Origin of the sequence: Campylobacter sp. BCW_4323 (assembly GCF_001763115.1) — a bacterium.
GTDB lineage: Bacteria > Campylobacterota > Campylobacteria > Campylobacterales > Campylobacteraceae > Campylobacter_D > Campylobacter_D jejuni.
This window is the reverse complement of sequence record NZ_MJYC01000087.1, coordinates 107,693-130,890: the sequence shown is the minus strand read 5'-3', so window position 1 is coordinate 130,890 and position 23,198 is coordinate 107,693. Positions and strand designations below refer to the sequence as shown.

General features: G+C 30.0%; 24 protein-coding genes, 1 tRNA gene and 1 pseudogene. 9 read left to right on the top strand and 17 right to left on the bottom strand.

The annotated features are described in order from the left end of the window. Nucleotides 1-66: 66 nt before the first annotated feature. The 5 genes from AJN60_RS10075 to AJN60_RS09085 all read right to left on the bottom strand — a co-directional run bounded on the left by AJN60_RS10075 (nt 67) and on the right by AJN60_RS09085 (nt 3,761). Complete coding sequence (locus AJN60_RS10075; protein ID WP_044779077.1) at nt 67-252, bottom strand: hypothetical protein; 186 nt, start codon at nt 250-252, stop codon at nt 67-69. Then, complete coding sequence (locus AJN60_RS09100) at nt 249-929, bottom strand: F0F1 ATP synthase subunit A (RefSeq protein WP_070286317.1); 681 nt, start codon at nt 927-929, stop codon at nt 249-251. The genes AJN60_RS10075 and AJN60_RS09100 overlap by 4 nt, the downstream gene beginning before the upstream one ends. 68 nt (nt 930-997) lie before the next feature. Beyond that, nucleotides 998-2,338 carry a DNA repair protein RadA gene (gene radA / locus AJN60_RS09095; RefSeq protein ID WP_070286316.1) on the bottom strand — a complete coding sequence of 447 codons (1,341 nt, stop codon included), beginning with the start codon at nt 2,336-2,338 and terminating at the stop codon, nt 998-1,000. Next, entirely contained in the window at nt 2,338-3,204 is an 867-nt protein-coding gene (ftsY, locus tag AJN60_RS09090; protein WP_070248827.1) for a signal recognition particle-docking protein FtsY, read from the bottom strand. The genes radA and ftsY overlap by 1 nt, the downstream gene beginning before the upstream one ends. Beyond that, entirely contained in the window at nt 3,204-3,761 is a 558-nt protein-coding gene (locus AJN60_RS09085; RefSeq protein WP_070286315.1) for a TlpA family protein disulfide reductase, read from the bottom strand. Before AJN60_RS09085 ends, ftsY begins: the two co-directional genes overlap by 1 nt. 82 nt (nt 3,762-3,843) lie before the next feature. Here AJN60_RS09085 and AJN60_RS09080 point away from each other — a divergent pair, with 82 nt between their 5' ends. The 4 genes from AJN60_RS09080 to AJN60_RS09065 are packed head-to-tail and all read left to right on the top strand — an operon-like array spanning nt 3,844 to nt 7,769. Then, on the top strand, nt 3,844-4,470 hold the full coding sequence (locus AJN60_RS09080; RefSeq protein ID WP_002870831.1) for a 5-formyltetrahydrofolate cyclo-ligase: 627 nt from the start codon (nt 3,844-3,846) through the stop codon (nt 4,468-4,470). Continuing rightward, nucleotides 4,391-5,944, top strand: coding sequence for a ribonuclease Y (rny, locus tag AJN60_RS09075; protein WP_070286314.1), 1,554 nt, complete (start codon nt 4,391-4,393; stop codon nt 5,942-5,944). The genes AJN60_RS09080 and rny overlap by 80 nt, the downstream gene beginning before the upstream one ends. An 8-nt stretch (nt 5,945-5,952) precedes the next feature. Beyond that, on the top strand, nt 5,953-6,510 hold the full coding sequence (locus AJN60_RS09070; protein WP_070286313.1) for a DedA family protein: 558 nt from the start codon (nt 5,953-5,955) through the stop codon (nt 6,508-6,510). After that, the gene (locus tag AJN60_RS09065; RefSeq protein WP_002880582.1) at nt 6,510-7,769 is read left to right on the top strand and encodes a ComEC/Rec2 family competence protein; all 1,260 of its coding nucleotides are present in this window, start codon (nt 6,510-6,512) and stop codon (nt 7,767-7,769) included. Before AJN60_RS09070 ends, AJN60_RS09065 begins: the two co-directional genes overlap by 1 nt. On the opposite strand, the gene AJN60_RS09060 is transcribed toward AJN60_RS09065, so the two are convergent. From AJN60_RS09060 to AJN60_RS09050, 3 genes are read right to left on the bottom strand one after another with little or no spacing between them, the layout of a single operon-like run. Next, complete coding sequence (locus AJN60_RS09060; RefSeq protein WP_052857490.1) at nt 7,713-8,519, bottom strand: YihY/virulence factor BrkB family protein; 807 nt, start codon at nt 8,517-8,519, stop codon at nt 7,713-7,715. The genes AJN60_RS09065 and AJN60_RS09060 overlap by 57 nt on opposite strands. Before the next feature lie 3 nt (nt 8,520-8,522). Continuing rightward, nucleotides 8,523-9,905, bottom strand: coding sequence for an FAD-linked oxidase C-terminal domain-containing protein (locus AJN60_RS09055; protein WP_070286312.1), 1,383 nt, complete (start codon nt 9,903-9,905; stop codon nt 8,523-8,525). Nucleotides 9,906-9,907: 2 nt separating this feature from the next. Next, nucleotides 9,908-10,633 (bottom strand): plasminogen-binding N-terminal domain-containing protein, encoded by a 726-nt coding sequence (locus AJN60_RS09050; protein ID WP_070286311.1) that lies wholly within the window; start codon nt 10,631-10,633, stop codon nt 9,908-9,910. Between the two features lie 121 nt (nt 10,634-10,754). Here AJN60_RS09050 and AJN60_RS09045 point away from each other — a divergent pair, with 121 nt between their 5' ends. Continuing rightward, nucleotides 10,755-11,915 carry a peptidoglycan DD-metalloendopeptidase family protein gene (locus AJN60_RS09045; protein WP_070286310.1) on the top strand — a complete coding sequence of 387 codons (1,161 nt, stop codon included), beginning with the start codon at nt 10,755-10,757 and terminating at the stop codon, nt 11,913-11,915. Here the strand turns inward: AJN60_RS09045 and AJN60_RS09040 are convergent. Genes AJN60_RS09040 through AJN60_RS09025 form a run of 4 tightly spaced genes read right to left on the bottom strand, consistent with a single transcriptional unit; the run spans nt 11,912 to nt 15,921 of the window. Beyond that, nucleotides 11,912-12,115, bottom strand: coding sequence for a hypothetical protein (locus AJN60_RS09040; RefSeq protein WP_002853612.1), 204 nt, complete (start codon nt 12,113-12,115; stop codon nt 11,912-11,914). The genes AJN60_RS09045 and AJN60_RS09040 overlap by 4 nt on opposite strands. Before the next feature lies 1 nt (nt 12,116). Continuing rightward, the gene (locus tag AJN60_RS09035; protein WP_070286309.1) at nt 12,117-12,797 is read right to left on the bottom strand and encodes a polyphenol oxidase family protein; all 681 of its coding nucleotides are present in this window, start codon (nt 12,795-12,797) and stop codon (nt 12,117-12,119) included. Next, nucleotides 12,761-13,372: a riboflavin synthase gene (locus tag AJN60_RS09030; RefSeq protein WP_070286308.1), complete on the bottom strand. Its 612-nt coding sequence runs from the start codon at nt 13,370-13,372 to the stop codon at nt 12,761-12,763. Before AJN60_RS09030 ends, AJN60_RS09035 begins: the two co-directional genes overlap by 37 nt. A gap of 8 nt (nt 13,373-13,380) precedes the next feature. Then, on the bottom strand, nt 13,381-15,921 hold the full coding sequence (locus AJN60_RS09025) for a hypothetical protein (protein ID WP_070286307.1): 2,541 nt from the start codon (nt 15,919-15,921) through the stop codon (nt 13,381-13,383). 161 nt (nt 15,922-16,082) lie between these two features. On the opposite strand from AJN60_RS09025, the gene groES reads away from it, so the two are divergent. Both groES and groL read left to right on the top strand, forming a co-directional pair. Next, nucleotides 16,083-16,343 (top strand): co-chaperone GroES, encoded by a 261-nt coding sequence (gene groES / locus AJN60_RS09020; RefSeq protein WP_002825273.1) that lies wholly within the window; start codon nt 16,083-16,085, stop codon nt 16,341-16,343. Between the two features lie 19 nt (nt 16,344-16,362). Then, nucleotides 16,363-18,000: a chaperonin GroEL gene (gene groL / locus AJN60_RS09015; RefSeq protein WP_070286306.1), complete on the top strand. Its 1,638-nt coding sequence runs from the start codon at nt 16,363-16,365 to the stop codon at nt 17,998-18,000. Between the two features lie 44 nt (nt 18,001-18,044). Here groL and dccS read toward each other — a convergent pair whose 3' ends face one another. Both dccS and dccR read right to left on the bottom strand, forming a co-directional pair. Beyond that, nucleotides 18,045-19,235, bottom strand: coding sequence for a two-component system sensor histidine kinase DccS (gene dccS, locus AJN60_RS09010; RefSeq protein ID WP_070286305.1), 1,191 nt, complete (start codon nt 19,233-19,235; stop codon nt 18,045-18,047). Continuing rightward, complete coding sequence (gene dccR / locus AJN60_RS09005; RefSeq protein ID WP_070286304.1) at nt 19,228-19,893, bottom strand: two-component system response regulator DccR; 666 nt, start codon at nt 19,891-19,893, stop codon at nt 19,228-19,230. The genes dccS and dccR overlap by 8 nt, the downstream gene beginning before the upstream one ends. A 148-nt stretch (nt 19,894-20,041) precedes the next feature. Between dccR and AJN60_RS09000 the strand changes: the two genes are divergently transcribed. Both AJN60_RS09000 and AJN60_RS10070 read left to right on the top strand, forming a co-directional pair. Further along, complete coding sequence (locus AJN60_RS09000) at nt 20,042-20,641, top strand: bacteriohemerythrin (RefSeq protein WP_070286303.1); 600 nt, start codon at nt 20,042-20,044, stop codon at nt 20,639-20,641. 10 nt (nt 20,642-20,651) lie between these two features. Continuing rightward, a pseudogene (locus tag AJN60_RS10070) lies at nt 20,652-20,891 on the top strand (ribbon-helix-helix domain-containing protein); the annotation flags it as partial. A gap of 218 nt (nt 20,892-21,109) precedes the next feature. On the opposite strand, the gene AJN60_RS08990 reads toward AJN60_RS10070, so the two are convergent. The 3 genes from AJN60_RS08990 to AJN60_RS08980 form a co-directional block, all read right to left on the bottom strand. After that, nucleotides 21,110-21,184: transfer RNA gene (locus AJN60_RS08990), tRNA-Asn, on the bottom strand. A 92-nt stretch (nt 21,185-21,276) separates the two neighbouring features. Beyond that, a complete protein-coding gene (locus tag AJN60_RS08985) occupies nt 21,277-22,524 on the bottom strand; it encodes an ArsS family sensor histidine kinase (RefSeq protein ID WP_004305599.1) in 1,248 nt (415 codons plus the stop codon). Then, a complete protein-coding gene (locus AJN60_RS08980; RefSeq protein WP_002777451.1) occupies nt 22,521-23,195 on the bottom strand; it encodes a response regulator transcription factor in 675 nt (224 codons plus the stop codon). Before AJN60_RS08980 ends, AJN60_RS08985 begins: the two co-directional genes overlap by 4 nt. Between the last annotated feature and the right edge of the window lie 3 nt (nt 23,196-23,198).

Below are 23,198 nucleotides of genomic sequence, written 5' to 3'. Positions count from 1 at the left end.
ATGGCTTTAAATATTAGACTTTGATTTGTATTTGTTTAATTTTAAAATTATGAAATTATAAAACAACTATTTTTTCTGATTTTTAAGTTCATAGTTTTCTATAAACAACATAAAAACCAAAAATAAAAGCAGGCTAAAAATAAACCCCAAAACAAGATAAAAATAAGATATAAATTTAAAAAGGAGAAAAAAGGTGCACAAAAGCATTAAAGCTAAAGATGCACCTTTAAAAAATTCTAAAATATAGATCAATGACCTTCCTCAACAACAGTTGCACCCGCTAAATATACATAAGTTAAAATCATAAAAATAAAAGCTTGTAAAAATGCCATAAAAGTTAAAAGCACATAAGCAGGAAGTGGAGCTATATAAGGAACTAAAGCTAAAATTACCATCAAAAATAAATCGTCACCTTTAATATTTCCAAACAAACGGAAGGATAAAGAAACCACACGAGAAAGATGAGAGACTACCTCTATAGGAAACATCAAAGGAGCTAAAAGTTTAATAGGTCCCATGAAATGAGCAAAATACTTTACAAAACCTTGTGCCCTAATACCCTCAAAATGATAATATACAAAAACTATAATAGCCAAGGATAAAGTCAAATTTAAACTTGCAGTTGGAGAGTGAAAACCAGGTATTATGCCTATAATATTACTAAAAAACACTATAATCCCCAAAGTTGCAACCAAAGGAAGATATTTTCTTGCACTTTTTTCACTTCCCATGGTATCTCTACCCATAGATAAAACTCCCTCTAAAAAAGCCTCACCTAAATTTTGCATACCGCGTGGAACAAGTTGCATAGAACGAGTAGCCATCATAGCCACTATAACAGCAATTAAAGCTACCAAACCTATGTGAAAAAAATAAGAAAAAGTATGACTTGCATCAAGCAAAGAGCTAAATAAAAATAAATCTTTCATGGTTTCCTCAAAAATTTTATTCTAAACTCGAAATTCTAGCAAAATCTTACTTATATTTTAATGAAAATTTACATCCATTCTAAAACTTGCGAAAGTTCTTTAGCAACAAAACACTTAAGCCCTATATCTTCCAAAGGCTTAGAAGGAACAATGGCATTTTTAAATTTTTGCATTTTAGCTTCTTTTAAACGCGTATCAAGGCTAAAAACCTCTCTAATTTCTCCATTTAAACTAAGCTCCCCTATAAAAATACTATCTTTGCTCAAAGGGCGATTTTTAAAACTTGAAATAATAGCTGCAACCACGGCCAAATCCGCAGCAGTTTCACTTACTTTTACTCCGCCGCTAATATTTACAAATACATCATAATGTCCTAAAGGAATTTCAAGCTTTCTTTCAAGCAAAGCCAAAAGCATATCTAAGCGATTTTTTTCATATCCCGTAGCGCTACGCTTTGGATAAGAACTTTCACACACTAAAGCTTGAACTTCTAAAACCAAAGCACGAGATCCTTCCATCACAACCCCTAAAGCGCTTCCTGAAATAGCCTTCCCACGAGTAAAAAAACGATTTGCCAAATCTTTTGCGCTGATCAAACCTTTAGCAGTCATCTCAAAAATACCTACTTCATTCGTTCCACCAAAACGATTTTTAAAGCCTCTTAAAAGTCTAATTTCTTTAGTGGCATCTCCTTCAAAATAAAGCACCACATCTACCATATGTTCAAGAACCCTAGGTCCTGCTATAGCACCTTCTTTAGTAATGTGCCCTATGATAAAAGTACTGATATTATAAGCCTTGCTAACACGCATAAGTTCAAAAGTAATCTCACGCACCTGAGTGATGCTTCCTGCTGCTGAAGTGATTTTATTTGAATAGAGAGTTTGTATAGAATCAATGATAAGAATGTTATAATCTTTTTTGTGCAATTCTTCTAAAATATTTTCAAGGCAAAGCTCAGTAAGTAAAAATAAATTTGGAGTATTAGCCTCAAGACGATCAGCTCTTAATTTAATCTGAGCTTTACTTTCTTCGCCACTGACATAAAGCACTTTTTTACCCTGTTTAGCTAAATTTGAAGCAATTTTTAACAAAAGCGTAGATTTTCCTACGCCTGGACTTCCACCTATAAGCACTAAAGAACCTTCAACAAGCCCTCCACCTAAAACCAAATCAAGCTCATTATCATCTGTGCTGTATCTTGTAAAATGTTCTAACTCCACATCTTCAATACAAACAGCTTCACTTGTTTTCATACTAACTTGTGTAAGCTCTTTTAAAACTTTAATTTGCTCCGCTTTTAATTCTATAAAACTATCCCAAGCTCCACAATCAGGACATTTTCCAAGCCATTTGCTTTGTTGATTTCCACAAGCTTGGCATTCAAAAAGTGCTTTATTCTTTGCCATTATTCAAAAATAGGATCTAATAAAGTATCTAAATAAGCACTTGCATTAAATTCTTGTAAATCCGTCATTTGCTCACCTACGCCTACGTAAAAAATAGGAAGTTCAAGCTCTCTTGCTATGCTAAAAAGCGCACCCCCTTTAGCAGTCCCATCAAGCTTTGTGATAATCACGCCATCAAGTTTTACAAGCTCATTAAAAGCTTTAGCTTGTAAAATTCCAGCATTTCCCTGTGTTCCATCTAAAACTAAAATTTTTCTATGTGGTGCACCTTCTAAAGCTTTGTTTGAAATTCTTACAATTTTTTCAAGCTCATGAGCTAAATTTTTTTGATTTTGCAAACGCCCTGCTGTATCGATAATAACCCTATCAAAATCCTTTGCTTTTGCTTTAGAAATGGTATCAAAAGCAACCGCTGAAGGATCATGCCCTTGCGCAGTTAAAACTATATCTACATCCACTTTTTGCGCCCAAAGTTTTAATTGCTCAATCGCACCTGCTCTAAAAGTATCACACGCTCCTAAAATCACTTTTTGATTTTGGTTTTTATATAAATAAGCAAGTTTGGCAATACTTGTTGTTTTTCCCGCTCCATTTACTCCTAAAATAAGCTCTACAAAAGGTTTTTCTTGATTGGTTTCTTTTTTTTCATAAAGAAAATAAGAACCCATAACACGCTTTAAATCTTCTTTTTTTACTTCATTTTGAGGCGGTAAATAATAAATTATCTCTTCAACTATTTCATAACTTACATCTGCTTCAAGCAAAATTTCTTCAAGCAAATCTTTGGTTATCTTTTTATTCTCTCCTTTAACTCCAATAATATTTTCAAGAGTTTTTGCAAGTCCTTTTTTAAAAAAATTAAACATTAAAGTATAGCCTTTTGTATATCGATTTCTAGCATTTCTTCAGGAATAAGCCCTAAATACTGATTAATCAATTTAGAATGCTTGTTGTAAAGAAACATGGTAGGAATTCCATTTACCCCACCTAAAACTTTAGCTAAAAGATAGTTATTTTCACCATTAGAGACTTTATAAGATATTTTATGTTGTTCTATAAATTTTTGAATCTCCTCATTAGACTTATCCTCTAATAAAACTCCAACTATATTAAAATCATTGTTATACTTTTCTTGTAATTTATTAAGATGAGGGATTTCAGCAATGCAAGGGGTACACCAAGTGGTAAAAAATACAAACAAAGTTGCCTTATCTTCATCGTTAAAATTTAAAACGGCATTTTCTTTTTTAACTGAAATTGATCCTCCATCAATCAAATTAAGTTTAAAATTCATATCATCACTTTGATTTATACTTGTCTCGGTGCTTAAATTTACATCATTTTGCTGCTTTTCTTTATCATTGCTACAAGCAACAAACAAACAAGATATTGCCACTAGTAAAAGTATTTTTTTAATCTTCATTATTTATCAATCCTTTATTCTTCTTTATAAAAATGCTAAAATTATAACATACATAAGATAATATTTTTTTAAAGGCATATTAATGGAAAAAACAGATTTCAGGGCATTGCAAAAAATACGCCTTTTCAAACATTCAAAACTAAATTTCAAACAAGATTATAAAATATTTAAAGAATGTCTTAAAATAATAAAACTATTTAAAGCTAAAAATATTTTAATTTTTATTCCTTTGCATTATGAACCAAACTTAATAAAATTTCGCCATATTCTTAATAAAAATTACAAACTTTTTGTTCCATTTATGCAAGATAAAAGTTTAAAAATTGTAAAATTAAGATTGCCTTTTATTAAAAAAAGGTTTGGGGTTTTAGAGCCTATAGATTCTTTTTTTAAAGCAAAAATTGATTTAGCTATTGTGCCTGTAATTGGCGTCGATAAAAATTTAAAAAGAATAGGACATGGGCAAGGTTTTTATGATAGATTTTTTGAAAATTTAAATTACAAACCTCATGTAATATTTGTCCAAAGTATAGATGCTTTAAGTCAAAATAATCTAACACAAAAGCATGATATTTCAGGAAAATTATACATAAACCCTTATAAAAAATATTACAAGAAAGAAAGAAAAAATGATAGAATCACTGATCGCATTTATAGCCGCTATAGTCGGACTCGGTATAGGATATTTAGTTGCAAAAAAAATCAATGATGCCAAATATGAAATTTTCGTAGAGCAAGCTAAAGCTAAAGCTAAAGCTATAGAATACGAAGCAGAGCTTATTTTAAAAGATGCAAAAAATTCAATTCTTAATGCAGAATTAGAAGTTAAAAAAAAATACGAAGAAAAAACTCACAAAATTCAAAAAGATTTTAATCAAAAATTTGATGATCTTTCTAAAAAAGAACAAAAACTTCAACAAGAAGAAGAAAAACTAAAAGAAGATAAAGAATACCTTTGCAAGTCACAAAAACACATTCAAGACTTACAATCTGATGTTGATAAATTAAAAAATAAATATCAAGAAAAACTTGACGATGTTTTAAAAATTTTAGAACATTCTACAGGACTTACACAAAATGAAGCCAAAGAAATCATTCTTAAAAAAGTAGAAGAAAATTCTCGCGAGCAAATTGCACATATAGTAAGAAAATATGAAGAAGAAGCAAAAAATGAAGCTAAAAGAAAAGCTAATTTCATCATTGCTCAAGCTACTTCTCGTTTTGCAGGTGAATTTGCAGCTGAAAGACTTATCAATGTTATTAACATTAAAAACGATGAACTTAAAGGACGTATCATTGGTAAAGAAGGACGCAATGTTAAAACCTTAGAAATGGTTTTAGGTGTTGATATTATCATCGATGATACACCAGGTGCTATTATAGTAAGTTGTTTTAATCTTTATCGCCGTGCTATTGCTACAAAAGTTATAGAGCTTTTAGTTGAAGATGGCAGAATTCAACCCGCGCGCATAGAAGAAATTCACGAAAAAGTATGCAAAGAATTTGATAGTGCTATTCTAGAAGAAGGCGAAACCATAGTTATAGATCTAGGTTTAAATAAAATACACCCTGAAATTGTAAAACTCATAGGAAAACTCAAATACCGCGCAAGCTATGGACAAAACGCTTTAGCACATTCTTTGGAAGTAGCTCACCTTGCAGGAATCATTGCTGCTGAGTGCGGTGGGGATGAAAACTTAGCACGTCGTGCGGGAATTTTACATGATATAGGAAAAGCATTAACCCATGATTTTGAAGGATCTCATGTGGATTTAGGCGCAGAACTTTGCAAACGCTATAAAGAGCATCCTGTAGTAATCAATGCTATTTACGCACACCATGGACACGAAGAAGCTACAAGCATAGAATCAGCAGCTGTTTGTGCAGCAGACACTTTAAGTGCTGCACGACCTGGAGCTAGAAGAGAAGTGTTAGAAGCTTTCTTAAAAAGAGTCAGTGAGCTAGAAGATATTGCTAAAAGTAAAGAAGGGATTAAAAATGCCTATGCAATCAATGCCGGAAGAGAAATTCGCGTCATAGCCAATGCTCAGCTTGTTAATGATGATGAAAGTGTACTTTTGGCTAAGGAAATAGCAGCTGAAATTCAAGAAAAAATGCAATATCCTGGCGAAATTAAAGTCAATGTTATTCGTGAACTTAGAGCTGTAGAATACGCTAAATAAGGTTTATTATGCAAGATATGATTGATACTTTAATAAAATATGGTTATATTGTTTTATTCTTTTACTCTTTAGGGGGTGGAATGGTTGGAATTTTAGCTGCAGGAGTTTTAAGTTCTCAAGGAAAAATGGATCTTAGTTTTTGCATTACTCTTGCTTTTATTGCTAATACCATAGGTTCAACTTTGCTTTTTATACTTGGAAAATATTATAAAAAAGATATTATGCCTTATTTTAAAAAACACCGACGCAAGCTAGCCCTTGCTATGATGAAAACAAAACAACACGGAATTATTTTATTTGTAACTCAAAAATTTATTTATGGTTTAAAAACTTTCATTCCCATAGCTGCAGGTATGGCAAAATATAATTTTATTAAATTTTTTATTATCAATACTCTAGCTAGTTTGGCATGGGCTATTGTTCTAGGTTTTGCTGCTTATACTTTTGGGTATGTTATTGAAGCAATTTTTGATAAACTGAGTTTATATCCTTATGCTGCTCCTTTATTTTTATTATTTTTAGCTGGAATAATTTGGCTTTATTTAAGTAAATTTTCCAAAAAATAATGTCTCTATGGAATTCTTTTTTTTACTCTTTTAAAGAATTTCATTATTTATTTTTATCTGTTGTTATTATTTTTATTTTTAATATCCTTTTAGAATATAATAATTTTTTAAACTTTAAAAACCAAAAACATTACTTTATAAATAACGCTCTATTAACGCACCAATATACAAAATATAATAAAAAAAATAAAAAATACTGGGTTTTAAAGCTACAAACTGAAAACTTCACTTTTTATACTACAAGTTTTAAGGATTTAAATTTAAGCAAGAATCAACTTTTAAGCCTTAGAATTATCACCCATAATATTAACTTTAAAGACTATCTGAGCAAAAGTTTTTATGCACCTTCTTACGATTTTGAAAAATTAAAAGAAAAAGAATACAATCCCATTATATCTTACTTCTTAAATCAACATACAAATGAAAAAATTAAAGAATTTTATGGTGCTTTATTTTTTGCACTGCCCATATCTTTAGAGCTTAGAAACGATGTAAATTACTACGGCATAGCACACCTTATAGCAATTAGCGGTTATCACATAGGCTTGCTTTTTAGTTTAATTTTCTTTATTTTAGCTCCAATTTATAGTTTTTTCCAAAAAAGATATTTTCCTTATAGAAATTTACGTTTAGATTTAAGTATTTTAATTTTTACACTACTTTTAGCTTATGCTTGTTTAATAGGATTTGTCCCTTCTTTTGTACGCTCCTTGATTATGGCTTTTTGGGTTTTTTATCTATTGTGTAAAAATATAAAAATTATTAATTTCTTTACACTTTTTTGTAGTATTTTATTATGCATTTCTCTTTACCCTAGACTTTTATTTAGCATTGGATTTTTATTTTCTATTTTAGGTGTTTTTTATATTTTTTTATATATGCATCATTTTGCAAATAAATTTAATAATCTTATAAATATTATTTTGCTTAATATTTGGACTTTTTTTGCTATGGTTTTACCTGTGCTTTATTTTTTTCCACTTATAAGCTACCAACAAATTTTAGGTATTATTTTGAGTGGAATTTTTGTAATATTTTATCCTTTAGTATTATTTTTGCATCTTATAAACTATGGAGATTTGCTCAATTTTATCTTGGATGAATTTTTTAAATTTAAAATTTATGGAACTAATATCCATATCCCGTTTTGGATTTTTATAAGTTATCTTATTGCTTCTTTAATCTCTGTGCGATTTAAATATCTAGCTTTTCTTTGTATTTTTGCGAATTTTATTCCCTTCATTATGATTGTGATTTAGAAAATAATAGAGTTTAAGCCCAAAAAGATAAATAATCCAAGAAATATAAATCCAAATAAAAAAGAATAAAATAGTAGAAAAAGATCCATAAACACTAGCGTATGTTTTATTATATACCACATAATATACAAATAAATTTTTTCCTATATACCAAATAGCACCCGCTCCAAAAGATACTAAAGCTAAACTTTTAAGAGTTCCCTTATGAACAGAACTTGAATAAGATATAAAAAATAAACCCCAAATAATTACAAAGGGTAAAATTTCAAAAAAATTAAACCCTATTTTATAATCATCTAAAGCTTGTTGGATAAAACCTGAAATATAAAAACTAAGCCCAAGCCCCAAAGGAACAAGAGTTAAAAGAGTCCAATAAGAACTAATGCTTTGCCAAAGTCCTTTAGGTTCATTTTTAGTAATACGATTGATTACAAAATCATAGCCTGAAAAAAAAGCTAAAGAAGTAAATGCCATAGCAATAAGACCTACAATACCCAAATTTACACTATTTTTTAAAAAAGTATCGATGTAAGTAGCAACAACATCTTGTTGCGTTGGTATTAAAAAAGCAAAAATTACTTGCTTTGCTTTTTCATAATAAGCTTTAAAACTAGAAATTTGCGTAAAAACAGAAAAACATACAAATAAAATAGGTATTAAAGATAATACAGTATAAAAACTAAGCGCTGCTGCATAATTTAAAATTTCCTTATCACGCAAATTTAGCAAAATAGTAAAAAAATTTTTCACCTTCTAAAGTCCCATTTTAAAAGGATTTAGTATATTATTTGGATCAAAAGCTTTTTTAATATTTCTCATTAAATTCATTTCGGCTTCAGAAAAAGCTAAATTCATAAAAGGTGCTTTAGAGAGTCCGATACCATGCTCTCCGCTTAAAGTTCCTCCAAGTTTCACTGTTAATTTAAAAATCTCTTCCACAGCTTCATAGCCTTTTTTCACTTGCTCTTGATCATTTTTATCAGGAACCATCACATTGGTATGCACATTTCCATCCCCTGTATGCCCAAAACAAGGAATTTTAAAATCATATCTTTTAGAAATCTCATCTATACCTTCAAGCAAGGCAGGTAGTTTAGAACGCGGAACTGTAATATCTTCATTAAGTTTTAAAGTTCCATACATGGCAATGCTTTGAGAACAATTTCTTCTAGCAAACCAAATATCTGCGGCTTCTTGTTCGTCTTTTGCTATTTTAAATTCACTAGCTCCAGCTTCTAAAAAATAATGTTCTAAATTTCTTAAATCCTCATCAATAGCCTCTTTAACATTACCATCCACATCAGCAATCAAAATAGCGCCAGCTTCTATAGGCAAACCTTTATTAAATTTACTCTCAACCGCTCTAATGCTAAGATTGTCTAAAAATTCCATAGATACAGGACTTACACCGCTAGCAAGACTTTTGTAAACCGCATTCATAGCACTTTTTACACTTGGAAAAATAGCAAAAGCAGTTTTTTTGAATTTAGGTAAAGGTATTAATTTTAAAGTAAGCTCACTTAAAACTGCCAAAGAACCTTCACTAGCGATTAAAATTCCTGCCAAATTATAACCTGCCACATCTTTAATAGTGCGTTTTCCTGCACGAATGATTTCTCCGCTAGGCAAAACAGCCCTTAAAGCCATCACATAATCTTTTGTAATACCATATTTTGCAGCTCTCATTCCCCCAGCATTTTCGCTTACATTACCCCCTAAGCTAGAATACTCCATGCTAGCAGGGTCAGGCGGGTAAAAAAGTCCGTATTTAGCCACTTCTTTTTGTAAATGTATATTAATAACCCCAGGTTGCACAACAGCCACTAAATTTTCAAGATCAATTTCCAAAATTTTATTCATATGCTTTTCAAAAGCAAGCACCACACCGCCATTAACAGCTAAAGCTCCTCCTGTAAAACCAGATCCTGAGCCTCGTGGTATGACTATGATATTATTTTCATTGCAAAATTTTAAAATTTGAGCAATATCTTCTTCATTTCTTGGAAAAAGAACCCCATCGGGTAAATAATGTTTTTTTGTCGCATCATAGCTATAAGCTCTTTTGTGAATTTCATCAAAGTAAGCGTTTTCTTCTCCTAAAAATCGTTTAAAATATTGTTCAAATTCTTTTTTCATGTTTATTGCACCTTAGGAAGATTAATCAAAGCATCATAATACCTATAATAATTTCCTATTTCTTGAGAGTTAAAATCAAAAAAATTACTTTTATATCCACCTATACGAGAATAAAAAGGAACCTGAACGCTAGCTGGCTTGCTTATAGGCACTTCATAAAGCTTATTAAAATCTTGACAATCCACAACTTCTGCTTGGTTTTCCAAAGCCACAACCAAAATGCCAACCGCATTATCATCACAAAATTGCCTAAAATCTGAACGCTTAGGAGAAAGAGTGGCCGTTCTAATTAATTGTGCTCCAAAAATGTCAATATGGGTAAAATATATCTGCGGAAATTCTCTAACAAGTTCATTATAAGTTTGTTCATCAGGAGCAATTACCAATCCTCTATCATAAAGAAAATTTAAAACAACCTCATCACCTACTTTAGGTAAAACATTTGGTAAAGGCAAAGCATCTTGCTTAAGAGCTGAAAAAACACTAAATTCTAATTTTGCCAAACCATTTTTTTTATCTATAACACTTGCTCTAGCGATGATACTTCGCGAATTTTTAAAGCGCTGTATTACCACACCACTTGAATAAAGCTTTATATCATCACTATCTTTAATATAACCATAAATATCATCAACTTTTACAAGTTCACTTTTTATAGGTTTTAAATCAAATCCAACCGCAAAGAGGCTAAGGTTTAAAGCTAAAAAACACACTATAGTTTTAAACAAATTTACTCCTTAAATAAAAATTTATAGAATTATAATCCTTTTTTGTTAAGCAATTGTAAGAAAAATAAAGTAAAATATAGCTTTCAAATTTCAAAATTCTTTTAGCAATTAAGGTTATCTCATGAAAAAATTATTACTTTTATTTATTTTTGTTATTCAAAGTTTTGCAGCTTTAAGTGTTGAAGAGCTAACTTGGGATAATGGAGATACCTTGCTTAAATTCTTACAAAGAAATTCCATACCTATGTCGCTTTATTATGGACTTGATAGAGAAGACCAAGAACTTGCTTCTGATATAGCCTATAAAATAAAATATCAAGTTTTAAAAGATGAAAACAACAACATAGAACAAGTTTTAATTCCAATTAGCGATGATTTACAAATTCATATCTATAAAAATAAAGATGGGCAATACATTCTTGCTTTTACTCCTGTATCTTATCAAAAAGAAGATAGAATTTTACATTTAACCATTAAAAGCTCTGCCTATCAAGATGTCTATGAAGAAAGTGGTAGCAGCACTTTAGCTCGTGCTATGGTTCGTGCTTTTCGAGGAAGTATAAATTTTCGCAATATCCAAAAAGGTGATGAAGTAACCCTATATTATGAACAAAAAAGACGCATGGGTAAACTTTGGGGTGATATAAATATAAAAATGGCAATGGTAGAAATCAATAAAAGCGCAAGAGAAGTCTTTTCTTATAATGATATATTTTATGATCGTGATGGCAAAGAATTGGAATCTTTTTTGCTTACAAAACCTGTGAATTACACTAGAATTTCTTCTCCTTTTACAACAGCAAGATATCATCCTATATTAAAACGCTATCGCGCCCATCTTGGTATAGACTATGCTGCACCTACCGGAACCCCCGTGAAAAGTGCTGGCAAAGGAGTAGTAACCTTTATAGGCACAAAAGGTGGTTATGGAAATGTAATTCAAATCAAGCATGACTCAGGTTATATGACTTTATATGCTCATCTTAGTCGTTTTGCAAAAATTAAAAACGGACAAAAGGTAAATCAAGGACAAGTAATTGCATATGTTGGTTCAACAGGTATGAGCACAGGTCCTCATTTGCATTTTGGAGTATATTTAAACAATAAAGCTATAAATCCTGCATCTGTTGTAAAAATCGCCAAATCAGAACTTAGTGGAAAAGCGAAAGAGAATTTTAAACATATCATAGCTGGATACGAGCAGGTTGTTAAAGAAGCCCTAGCCTCGAATCAACCTAATCCTCCAAAAGAAGAAGATTTTGAAAACTATATAGAATTTTAATTACTCAACAACGCTTTATCTTTTGCATTGATTAAAGAATTTAGAAGAGTTGCAAGCTCTTCTTTTTCTTTTTCATTAATTTCACAAAAATCTGCATCAATCAATTGTTTCACCAAAGCTTCATTTAACAAATCCCCATCGCCAAATTCTCTAGCTTTTTGAATGATTTTTAACACTCTTAAATCTTTTCTTTCGTACATTTTAATCCTTTAAATAAACCACACTCACAAAACGCTTAGTCGTTTTATCTCGACGATAAGAAAAAAAACTCTCATCATCAAAGCTACAAATTCCACAATCTTTAATATTTTCAATGCCTAAATTTTGCGCTTGAAATTTTACTAAAGCTTTTAAATCAAGTTTATCATCTTGAACAAATTCTTTAAATTCTTTTTTAGCAAATTCTAAAATTTCTCCATCTATTTCATAATTTTTAGCACAAATTCCAGGCAGGATAAAAAGATGAAATTTATTTTTATCTAAATGTGAATTTTGCATAGCAATTTGATCAACGCATTCTTTTAGGATATTTTCAAAGCTTCCTTTTCTACCTGAATGTAAAGCTGCTATAATGCCACTTTCATGATATAAAATTAAAGGCAAACAATCCGCACTTAAAACACAAAGAGCAGTATTTTTTTCCTTGCTTATAAGCCCATCACAACTGAGATTTTTTAAATTTTCATCATAAATAATAACTTTATGAGAGTGAATTTGATCCATAAAAACACATTTTTCAATATCTTTAAAACCTAAATGAGAAAATAAATTCTCATTATAAACCCTAGCTCTAAAAACATTATAATCCTTATCAAAAGCACAAAAAATACCGATTTTATCATTTTCTAATAAAGATAAGAAATTCTTTCCACTTCTTCCCATGATAATCCTTTGTTTTTACCTTGTAATTGTGCATAAATATAACGAGCAAGCAAATCGCTTTCTATATTTATTTTTCTACCTACTTGATAGTCTTTAAAAAGCGTTTCTTTAAAGGTAATAGGAATAATAGTAAGCCTAATACCATTTTTTAAAATTTCATTAATAGTAAGACTTACTCCATCAACAGCTATACTTCCTTTTTCTGCCATAAATTTCATAGCTTCTTTAGGTAAAGATATATGAAAATCCACTCCATTTTCATCTTTTTGAATCTTTTCAAGCGTGCCGATAAAATCAATATGTCCTTGCATAAGATGTCCATCGATTCTATCACCATACCTTAAAGCAGGTTCTATATGAACTTTATCTTTTAAATTTTCTATAGCTATGTGAGTGCGACTTTCACGAGAAAGTTCCACTTCAAAACTCCCTTCATAAAGTTTTGTCACACTCAAACAAGCTCCATTTATGGCTATACTATCGCCAAGATTTGGGCGATATTTTGCTTTTAAGCTTAAAGTATTGTTTTGATAAGATTGAACTTTAGCAATTTCTCTTATGAGTCCATTAAACATTTTTTACCTTAAAAAATCTTATTTAATAATTTATTCACCGCTTTATCTACTTTATCGCCTGTACTTTTAGCACCATCACTCACACCGCCACCTACTACATTTTTAATAGAATTTAACACACTTCCTGCATTTAAATTTACTTTAGGATTTTCCGTAGTTCCTGTAATACTTCCTTTAAAATTGACCCTATCGAGTTTAATATCAAAAGGCAAATTTAAAGCTCCACTTTTAGAATTTAAAGCTCCTGATTGTACTAAAATATAAGAACGATCTGCTTGCATATTAAGATCAAACTTGATATTTTCTTTTTTAATCAAAGCTTTAGCATTAGCAGTGCGATAAACATCATTTGTAATATCTTTTAGCGTTAAAATTTTTAAAGCATTGGTAATAAGATTTGGTTTTAATTTACCCTCTTTCATATCCAAATTAACCTCGCCTTCTTCGCTTAAAAGATTGTAATTTGCCTTCACATCTGCCTTGCCTTGATAAACATCCATAAAGTCCAAACCTTGAGCTAGACTACTTAAATCCACTCCATTTAAATCAGCAAGCAAAAGGTTATCTTTAAGTGTGCTTTGAAGCTTCCCTTCAAATAAATTTGGGCTATTTACAACAAAATTTAAATTCTTATCAAAACCTACCTTTCCATTAAATTCTGCCCTACCTTTAAGTTTTCTATCCAACAAAAAGCCTAGTTTTGAAAAATCATTTATCTTTAGATTAAAATCCGAATTTAAAAGCATTTTACTTATATCAAAACTTCCTTGTAGTTTTGTAAGATCAGCTAAAGATGAATTTAAAACAGAATCAAATTGAGCGATATTGTTTTTAAAATTAATTTTGGTATTTAAATCATAACTTGTATTGTTTGGAAAATTTTTATTTAAAATGTTACTTAAAGTTGCAGCATTTAATATACCTTTAGCTTCTAAATTTGCTTTACCATTAAGGTTGTTAAAATCGATATTATCTAAATTAACTTTTGCATTAACAATCCCACTGGCATAATTTGGCATACCTGCTATAACAAAAAGTTTAGATAAATCAAGTTTATCAATGTTTAAATCAAGTTTTTTACCATTTGAATCAACCTTGATTACACCATCTGCCAAATTTGCATTTGCATTTAAATTTTGTATTTGAGTGCCTATAATATGAGCTTTTGCAGTAAGATCTGCCTTACCTTGTAATTTTTGTCCTGCTATAGCACTAAACTGAGACAAGTCATCAATAAAAGCATTTAAATCTGTATTTAACTCACTATTTTTTAAATTATAAGTTCCTTGAAGTTTTTTAATATTAAGCAAATTTGAAGCAAGTAAAGCATTGTAAGAAATATTGCTATTTTTTGCATTTGCTTTAGTATCAAGACTAAAAATTGTATTTGGAAGTTCTATTTTGGCTATTTTTTTAAGCTCATTGGTGTTAATCTTTGCATTGTTTATTTTTGCTTCAAGATCGAAATTAGAAAAATCTAAATCCGCATTTAGAAGTTTAGCATTTAAATTTCCAGAAACCAAAGCTCCATATCCTGCAAGAGCTAATAATTTTTCCAAACTTGCTTCATTAATATCTGCAAAAATTTTATTATTTTTCAAACTTGCCTTTACCTCTCCACCAAGTCCGATAACTTGAGCATTTAAACTTGATAAGGCATTATTTACAACACTTGTTTGACCTATCACACCCAAACTACCATTTAGTCTAGTTTTTGTAAGTTTTTCAAGCTTTGCAAGAGAAGGAATACTTAAATTAAAATCAGTACTTAAAGCATTCTTGCTAATATCATAAAGAGTTTTTTGGGTTTGTAAGTTAAGATAATCATTGTAAATTTTACTTACAGCATAAATCTTATCTTCTTTAACATTGGCCAAAATTTCTGCTTTAGGATTAGAATTTAAAGGCAAGTCTAAAGAAAAATCTTTTTTTATCGCCTCATAGTTTATATAACTTGTATCAAGTTTTATGATAATATTTCCATCAGGTTTTAAATTCTGTGCTGAAATTTTTGCTTGAGCATTTAAAAAACCTTTAGCGTAACTAGGGTAAGATAAAAGATGAAGTATTTCTTCTACCTTAAGATTTTGCGCATCTAAATTTAAAGCAATAGGATTGTAATTATACATTCTTGCATTTAAAAGTACATTTGAACCTAATAAATAACCTTTTCCATCTAAAGTAAAATCACTTGCTTTACCTTGAATCTTACCGCCAAAAGAAAGGTTTTGATTTAAATTTAAACCTAAATTTTTAGCATAATTTTGATTTAAAGAAATAAGATAGTCAAAATCAAATCCAAGCTTAAAAGGACTCAAAGCTCCCTTGAGATTGAAATCTGCCATATTTGCGATATTTGCTTGCAGTTCAAGACTTGAAAAACGCAAATTAAAATGCGTGATATTTACGTCTAATCCCGCACTTTCTTTGATCTTTTTTTGCGCTATATTTACCACTATATTATTACCAAAACTTGTGAAAAGTATGGTATAAATAGCAATTAAAAGCACAACAACAAAAGCTATAACTCCATAAAAAATCTTTTTCATTTTTATCCTTTAGTTTATTTTATAAAATAACTTTAGTCTATAAAACTAAACTTTTATAAATATTTTAATTTAAAGTATTGACAAAATTCATTTTTTATAGTATGATTTTATCACTCTAAATAAAAGAGTGCTAAAATCAATATTTTTAAGGATGGACAAAAATGAATTTTCAACCTTTAGGAAAGCGTGTTCTAGTTAAACGCGTTGAAGAAACCAAAACAACAGCCTCAGGCATAATTATACCAGATAATGCTAAAGAAAAGCCTTTAATGGGTGAAGTAGTGGCAGTAAGTAAAGAAATCACTGACATTGCAAATGGTGATAAAATCGTGTTTGCTAAATACGGTGGAACAGAAATTAAACTTGATAATAATGAATATTTAGTTTTAAATTTAGATGATATCTTAGGAATTTTAAAATAATTTATAAAAAGGATAAAAAATGGCAAAAGAAATTATTTTTTCAGATGAAGCAAGAAATAAACTTTATGAGGGCGTTAAAAAACTTAATGACGCGGTAAAAGTAACTATGGGGCCAAGAGGACGCAATGTTTTAATCCAAAAAAGCTTTGGTGCTCCAAGCATTACTAAAGATGGCGTAAGTGTTGCTAAAGAAGTAGAACTTAAAGACAGTCTTGAAAATATGGGTGCTTCACTTGTAAGAGAAGTAGCAAGCAAAACAGCTGATCAAGCAGGGGATGGAACAACTACTGCAACGGTTTTAGCTCATGCAATTTTCAAAGAAGGTTTAAGAAATATCACAGCAGGTGCAAATCCTATTGAAGTAAAACGCGGTATGGATAAGGCTTGCGAAGCTATAGTAGGGGAACTTAAAAAACTTTCTCGCGAAGTAAAAGATAAAAAAGAAATTGCACAAGTTGCTACAATCTCAGCCAACTCTGATGAAAAAATCGGAAATTTAATCGCTGATGCTATGGAAAAAGTGGGCAAAGATGGTGTTATCACTGTTGAAGAGGCAAAATCAATCAATGATGAATTAAATGTAGTTGAAGGTATGCAATTTGACAGAGGTTATTTAAGCCCTTATTTTATCACTAATGCAGAAAAAATGACCGTAGAGCTTTCAAGCCCTTATATCCTGCTTTTTGATAAAAAAATTGCAAATTTAAAAGATTTATTACCGGTTTTAGAACAAATTCAAAAAACAGGCAAGCCACTTTTAATTATCGCTGAAGATATTGAAGGTGAAGCGCTTGCAACTTTGGTTGTAAATAAACTTCGCGGTGTTCTTAATATTTCAGCCGTAAAAGCTCCAGGTTTTGGCGATAGAAGAAAAGCTATGCTTGAAGATATAGCGATTTTAACAGGCGGAGAAGTGATTTCTGAAGAACTTGGAAGAACTCTTGAAAGTGCGACCATACAAGATCTTGGACAAGCTTCTAGCGTAATCATCGATAAAGACAATACAACCATAGTAAATGGCGCAGGTGAAAAAGCAAATATCGATGCAAGAGTAAATCAAATCAAAGCACAAATTGCTGAAACAACTTCAGATTATGACAGAGAAAAACTACAAGAAAGACTTGCAAAATTAAGCGGTGGTGTTGCAGTTATTAAAGTAGGTGCAGCAACTGAAACTGAAATGAAAGAGAAAAAAGATCGTGTTGATGATGCTTTAAGTGCTACTAAAGCAGCAGTTGAAGAAGGTATAGTAATTGGTGGTGGCGCAGCGCTTATCAAAGCAAAAGCTAAAATCAAACTTGATCTACAAGGTGATGAAGCAATCGGTGCAGCTATCGTTGAAAGAGCTTTAAGAGCACCTTTAAGACAAATTGCCGAAAATGCAGGATTTGATGCAGGTGTAGTTGTAAATAGCGTAGAAAATGCTAAAGATGAAAACACAGGATTTGATGCTGCAAAAGGTGAATATGTTAATATGCTTAAAAGTGGAATTATCGATCCTGTTAAAGTAGAAAGAGTAGCTTTACTCAATGCAGTTTCTGTAGCTAGTATGCTTTTAACCACAGAAGCAACAATTAGTGAAATTAAAGAAGATAAACCTGCTATGCCAGATATGAGCGGCATGGGAGGAATGGGTGGCATGGGTGGAATGATGTAATATCTGCTCTAACCTCTCTTATCAGCAAGAATTTTTCTTGCTGATTACCAATTTAATTTAAAAACACTCCCTTGATTTTCTACAGATTCGCAAATAATCTTAATATCATTATCATCACAAACTTTTTTTACCAAAGAAAGCCCTATACCAAATCCTCCTTGATCGGTATTAAATCTTGTATATCTATCAAAAATATGATTTAAATTTGACTTTGAAATTCCACAACCTGTATCCGCAATACTTAAAAAATTGGCTTTTAAAATTATAGAAATTACTCCACCTTTTTTATTGTATTTAATAGCATTGCTTATAAGATTATCAATCAATTTAGAAATTTGACTTTTAGGAGCAAAAATATTTGCTTGATTTAAATCAAGCTTTAGTGTAATTTTTTTTTGCTCAAAAAATACTTTAAAATATTCCAATCTTTCTTCAAGTAGCATTCTTAAATCAAATTTTTGTTTTTCTGTTTCTAAGGTATTAGGGAAATTACAAAAAACAAGATCAGAATACACTTGAGACAAACTTTTTGCAGCAAGCTTAATCCTTGTAAATTTAGCATTATCTCCTAAATTTTGATGCTCAAGTTGTTCTATACTCATCAAAATAACACTTAATGGAGTATTGAGTTCATGAGTTGAATCTTTAATAAAACGATTTAGTGTGCTGATTTTATCCTCTAAAGGCTTTAGAGCAATTTTTACTAGAATATAAGATATTAAGCCCAATATGCAAAAAGCCATAATAGCAAAACCAAAAACTTTCGTTCTAATCCAAAAAAGATCTTTACCAACATCTTCACCCTGTATTAAAATTTGCAAACCATCGTTAGTATTTACTTCTTCATTGCTAGCATGTCTTAAAAAATAATGATCTGCACTCATAGGAGCAAGAAAAAAAACCTTATTATCACAAATACCTCTACCTTTAAGCTCTATCTTTGCCTTTCTTAAATCAAAATCTATATTACTAAAAACAATCTTTTTAGCATCAAATATAGCAAATTTTAATGCTGTGCTTTGAGCAATATTTTTTGCACTTATATCTATAGGGGTAAAACGAGAATTTAAGATGCTTATAACAATATTTCTATGATTTTCTCTCAAAGTAGCACCCTTTAAAACAACCAATTCTTCATATAATTTTTGATACCATAATGCAAAAAAAATAGTCAAAAAAATACCTGTAGTTGTTAGGTAGATTAATAAAATTTGCCTAATGACTTTTTTAGCCATAGCAATATCCCCTGCCTCTTTGATTTATAATTTTTTCTTTTCCTAAAATTTTACGTAAATTTTTCACATAAGCCCTTAAACTTAGCTCACTAGGCTCCTCATCATAATCCCAGAGTTCTTCAAAAATTCTCTCTGTGCTTAAAAAGTTGTTTTTATTTTTAAGCAATAAAGACAAAAGCTTAATTTCTTTACTCGGTAAAGTCAAGGCTTTATTATTATAGTAAAGAATTTGTGTAGTAAATTCAAATCTAAATCCATTCCCTAAATCTTCAAAATCTTCATTTTTATGTGAAAAAGCTCTTTTAAGCAAAGCTTTAACCCTAATAGATAGCTCAGCAAGCTCAAAAGGTTTTTTTATATAATCATCACAACCTGCATCAAAGCCTTGTTTTAAATCGATTGTTGTGTTTAAAGAAGTCATGAAAATTGCTGGAGTTTGCTTTCCGCTTTTTCTTAATTCTTTAAGCAATGAAAATCCATCTCCTAAAGGAACTTTTACATCTAAAATCCAAAGATCAAAATATCTTTCATAAGCTATATCTAAAGCTTCTTGCGCATTATCGCATAAAAATACTTCATATCCTTCATCATTTAAAAACTCTTCAATGATCTCACTCAAACTCAAATCATCTTCTAAAAGTAAAATTTTAGCAGCCATAATTTAAATCTTTCTAACTTCAAATCTCTTAAAATATATATCATTGTATCAAAATTCTTATCAATTATTTAATAAAATTTCATTTTTATTTAATTTATTTTTACCTATAATCCTTTTATATAAATAAATTTTTCCTTAAGGAGTTAAAATGCTTCCAAAATGGGATAATAGCTATAGTGTGCACAATGCTAAAATTGACGAGCAACATAAAAAGCTTTTTGAACTTGCTGCAAAAGTTGAAGTTGTATCAGATAGATCTGTAAGCAAAAATGAAGTCAAAGAACTTTTGGCTGAATTTTTTAATTATATGAAAGATCACTTTAATGATGAAGAAAAATACATGCAGCTAATAGGCTATCCAAATTTAGAAGAACATCGAAAAATACATAAAGAAATCATCCAAACCATGATTAATTTAATCAAAGATATCAAATCAACCAATGATCTTAAAGAAAAACTTTATATAGTGGCTAAAAAGTGGCTTTTAGAACACATACTATATGAAGACATGAAAGTTGAAAAATGGAGAAGTTCTTCTTTGTCTACAGATGATGGCAGTGATATTAGCTTTGAAGCAGCAGAAGATAAAGATAATGAGCATCCACAATTTTATCTTTATACCTGTAATTGTCCTGGTAAAATTCACGATGTTCCTTATAACATTCATCAAAAAATAGAATTACAAGGTCACAAATTTACCTGCAAAACTTGTAAGCAAATTATAAAATTTTACAAAAAACATTCTTAAGGAGGATAAAATGAAACACAATGTAAAAACTTATTCTTTTGGAATGCCTTTAGAGCTTAAAGAGCGTTTGGATAATTTAAGTAAAAATCTTTCTAAGCCAAAATCAGCTATAGTAAAAGAAGCTATAGAAGCTTATCTTAATGAAGTTGAAGATTTTTCTTTTGCTGTTAATGCCCTAGAAGAACTTAAAGATGGGGATTATCAAAAGGCAAGTAAAAAAATAGATAAAATTGTCAAAAATCTTCAAAAAGATTCTAATGATAACGAACTTGGTGATTTTGATTTTGCTATTGAAGCTTTAGAAGAACTTAAAGATGGGGATTATCAAAAGGCAAGTAAAAAAATAGATAAAATTGTCAAAAATCTTAAACAAACAAAATAAAAACTTTATCACAATTTTTGTGATAAAGACTTATTAATTTTTTATGTTAAAATACATTTATGAATATTAAAAATGGAGTTAAAAAGTGGCTCCGGATGTAGGATTCGAACCTACGACCAATCGGTTAACAGCCGACTACTCTACCGCTGAGCTAATCCGGAATATTTAAAAAGTAAAATGTAATTATAGTGAAATTAAAAAACTTTGTCAAGGGTTTTTACACAAAAATGCATTTTTTATGCAAAAAATTAATTTACTCCTTAACAATAACACTTTTTAAATTTCTAAAATAAAACAAATTTACCCCATCTTCATATAAATAATCAAGCTTCATTCCATGTGTTTCTAAAATAGTATTTACAATATAAAGCCCTAATCCAAAACTTGATTTTTGTTTTGATCCTTGAGTAAAAGCTTGAGTATAATATTCTAAAGTATTGTTAAGCTCAGGACCACGATTTTTAAAACAAATATAATCGTCTATAATATCAATTTGCACAAATCCATCTTCAGAATGTTTAATACCATTATCTATCATATTTTTAATCGCTGTAGTAAAAAGTTTAAAATCCACATTTACAAAAAAACTTTCTTCCATAAAAATACGTATATTGCTATCATCTCGCATTGCAATTTCTTTGGCTTCATCTAAAACATCTAAAATATTGTATTTTTTTCTATTTATAAAAGCAGCCCCTGAAGTAATTTGCTCAATAGCAGCAAATTCATTAATTAAAATTTCAAGTCTAGTAAAAACCCCATTTAAGCGCTCTTTATATTTATTATCTTCTATCATTTCTAACGTTAAGAGCCCTTTAGTAATAGGAGTTTTGAGTTCATGCATAATATTTCTTAAAAAAAACTGACGAGATTGATTTAGCTTTCGAATTTGAACAATGGCTTGATAAAAAGCTTCACTTACTTGTGAAATTTCATCCACTCCAGTGCTTACATCTTCTATATCGCTAAGCTTTCCTTGGGCAAATTTATCAATTTGTTTTTTAAGTCTTTTGAGTGGTTTTAATTTTTTAAATATATAAATATAAAGTAATACAAGAATACAAATCACAGCTACAGCTATAGCTTTGATAATAAAATACCTATAGGTTTGATAATCTTGATCCTTATAAAGATAAACCTTTCCATCATAAATAATATTTAAATATACCTGTCTATTATAAGAAATAATCTCGATTAAGCCATTATTAACCTCAACTCTAGCTAAAACATCGCCCCTAAAAAGAATTTTACGGATCTGCTTTGCTTCTGTTATCTCATCCATTTTATTATAATTTTTTGTCTGCTCTTCAAATTCTTTTTCACTGATAACTCCTGCAAAATTTAAGAGCCTTGCATTAGCTATTAAAGAATATTTTGTATTTAATTCTCTAGTATAATTTTGCTGATCGTATTCTATAAGCCACAAAAAGCCAAGTATAACACTAACCCCAGCAAAAATAAAAATAAAAGTTATAGTATAAAAAATCGAAGATTTATTCATTGAGTAAGCTTATAACCTATTCCACGTATAGAGTGAATATATTTTGGAGTTTTTGGATCATCTCCCATCTTTTGACGAATTCTACTGATAATAACATCTATACTTTTATTGCTAGAATCCTCACTAATAGAAGAACAATTATAAACAAGTTCTTCGCGACTTACCACTCCACCCTCTTTTTTAATCAAATAGCTTAAAATATCAAATTCAGCATTAGTTAAAGTAAGCTCTTGTCCTTTCATGGTAATAATATGCTTATATTGATCATAAACAAGATCTTTTACACTTTTTGCTATGGCGCTTTTTGTATTTGAAATACGTCTTAAATGACTTTTAATACGTGCTTGTAATTCTTTTGGATTATAAGGTTTTGGTAGGTAATCATCTGCTCCAAGCTCTAAAGCATTAACCTTATCTGTAATATCATGTCTTGCACTTGAAATAATAATAGGCGTATCATACTTTTTACGAATTTCTTCACATACTTCAAGCCCATCAAGCCCTGGCAAAGAAAGGTCTAAAATGATAAGCTGATACTCTTTTAATGCGAGCTTAGAAAGACCTATATAAGGCTCATGAGCTATATCAACTTTCATATCAAATTTTTCCAAATATTCAGCTGTAATTTCCGCTAATTCTAAATCGTCTTCTATCATAAGAATATTTGTCATAGT

What these genes read in the sequence shown, in the direction of transcription:
- radA (WP_070286316.1), bottom strand. Translation starts at nt 2,338, where the DNA reads ATGGCAAAGAATAAAGCACTTTTTGAATGCCAAGCTTGTGGAAATCAA.
- dccS (WP_070286305.1), bottom strand. Translation starts at nt 19,235, where the DNA reads ATGGCTAAAAAAGTCATTAGGCAAATTTTATTAATCTACCTAACAACT.
- AJN60_RS09080 (WP_002870831.1), top strand. Translation starts at nt 3,844, where the DNA reads ATGGAAAAAACAGATTTCAGGGCATTGCAAAAAATACGCCTTTTCAAA.
- AJN60_RS09035 (WP_070286309.1), bottom strand. Translation starts at nt 12,797, where the DNA reads ATGGGAAGAAGTGGAAAGAATTTCTTATCTTTATTAGAAAATGATAAA.
- AJN60_RS08980 (WP_002777451.1), bottom strand. Translation starts at nt 23,195, where the DNA reads ATGACAAATATTCTTATGATAGAAGACGATTTAGAATTAGCGGAAATT.
- groL (WP_070286306.1), top strand. Translation starts at nt 16,363, where the DNA reads ATGGCAAAAGAAATTATTTTTTCAGATGAAGCAAGAAATAAACTTTAT.
- rny (WP_070286314.1), top strand. Translation starts at nt 4,391, where the DNA reads ATGATAGAATCACTGATCGCATTTATAGCCGCTATAGTCGGACTCGGT.
- AJN60_RS09055 (WP_070286312.1), bottom strand. Translation starts at nt 9,905, where the DNA reads ATGAAAAAAGAATTTGAACAATATTTTAAACGATTTTTAGGAGAAGAA.
- AJN60_RS09040 (WP_002853612.1), bottom strand. Translation starts at nt 12,115, where the DNA reads ATGTACGAAAGAAAAGATTTAAGAGTGTTAAAAATCATTCAAAAAGCT.
- AJN60_RS09025 (WP_070286307.1), bottom strand. Translation starts at nt 15,921, where the DNA reads ATGAAAAAGATTTTTTATGGAGTTATAGCTTTTGTTGTTGTGCTTTTA.
- groES (WP_002825273.1), top strand. Translation starts at nt 16,083, where the DNA reads ATGAATTTTCAACCTTTAGGAAAGCGTGTTCTAGTTAAACGCGTTGAA.
- AJN60_RS09030 (WP_070286308.1), bottom strand. Translation starts at nt 13,372, where the DNA reads ATGTTTAATGGACTCATAAGAGAAATTGCTAAAGTTCAATCTTATCAA.
- AJN60_RS09065 (WP_002880582.1), top strand. Translation starts at nt 6,510, where the DNA reads ATGTCTCTATGGAATTCTTTTTTTTACTCTTTTAAAGAATTTCATTAT.
- dccR (WP_070286304.1), bottom strand. Translation starts at nt 19,893, where the DNA reads ATGGCTGCTAAAATTTTACTTTTAGAAGATGATTTGAGTTTGAGTGAG.
- AJN60_RS09045 (WP_070286310.1), top strand. Translation starts at nt 10,755, where the DNA reads ATGAAAAAATTATTACTTTTATTTATTTTTGTTATTCAAAGTTTTGCA.
- AJN60_RS09000 (WP_070286303.1), top strand. Translation starts at nt 20,042, where the DNA reads ATGCTTCCAAAATGGGATAATAGCTATAGTGTGCACAATGCTAAAATT.
- AJN60_RS09085 (WP_070286315.1), bottom strand. Translation starts at nt 3,761, where the DNA reads ATGAAGATTAAAAAAATACTTTTACTAGTGGCAATATCTTGTTTGTTT.
- AJN60_RS08985 (WP_004305599.1), bottom strand. Translation starts at nt 22,524, where the DNA reads ATGAATAAATCTTCGATTTTTTATACTATAACTTTTATTTTTATTTTT.
- AJN60_RS09070 (WP_070286313.1), top strand. Translation starts at nt 5,953, where the DNA reads ATGCAAGATATGATTGATACTTTAATAAAATATGGTTATATTGTTTTA.
- ftsY (WP_070248827.1), bottom strand. Translation starts at nt 3,204, where the DNA reads ATGTTTAATTTTTTTAAAAAAGGACTTGCAAAAACTCTTGAAAATATT.
- AJN60_RS09100 (WP_070286317.1), bottom strand. Translation starts at nt 929, where the DNA reads ATGAAAGATTTATTTTTATTTAGCTCTTTGCTTGATGCAAGTCATACT.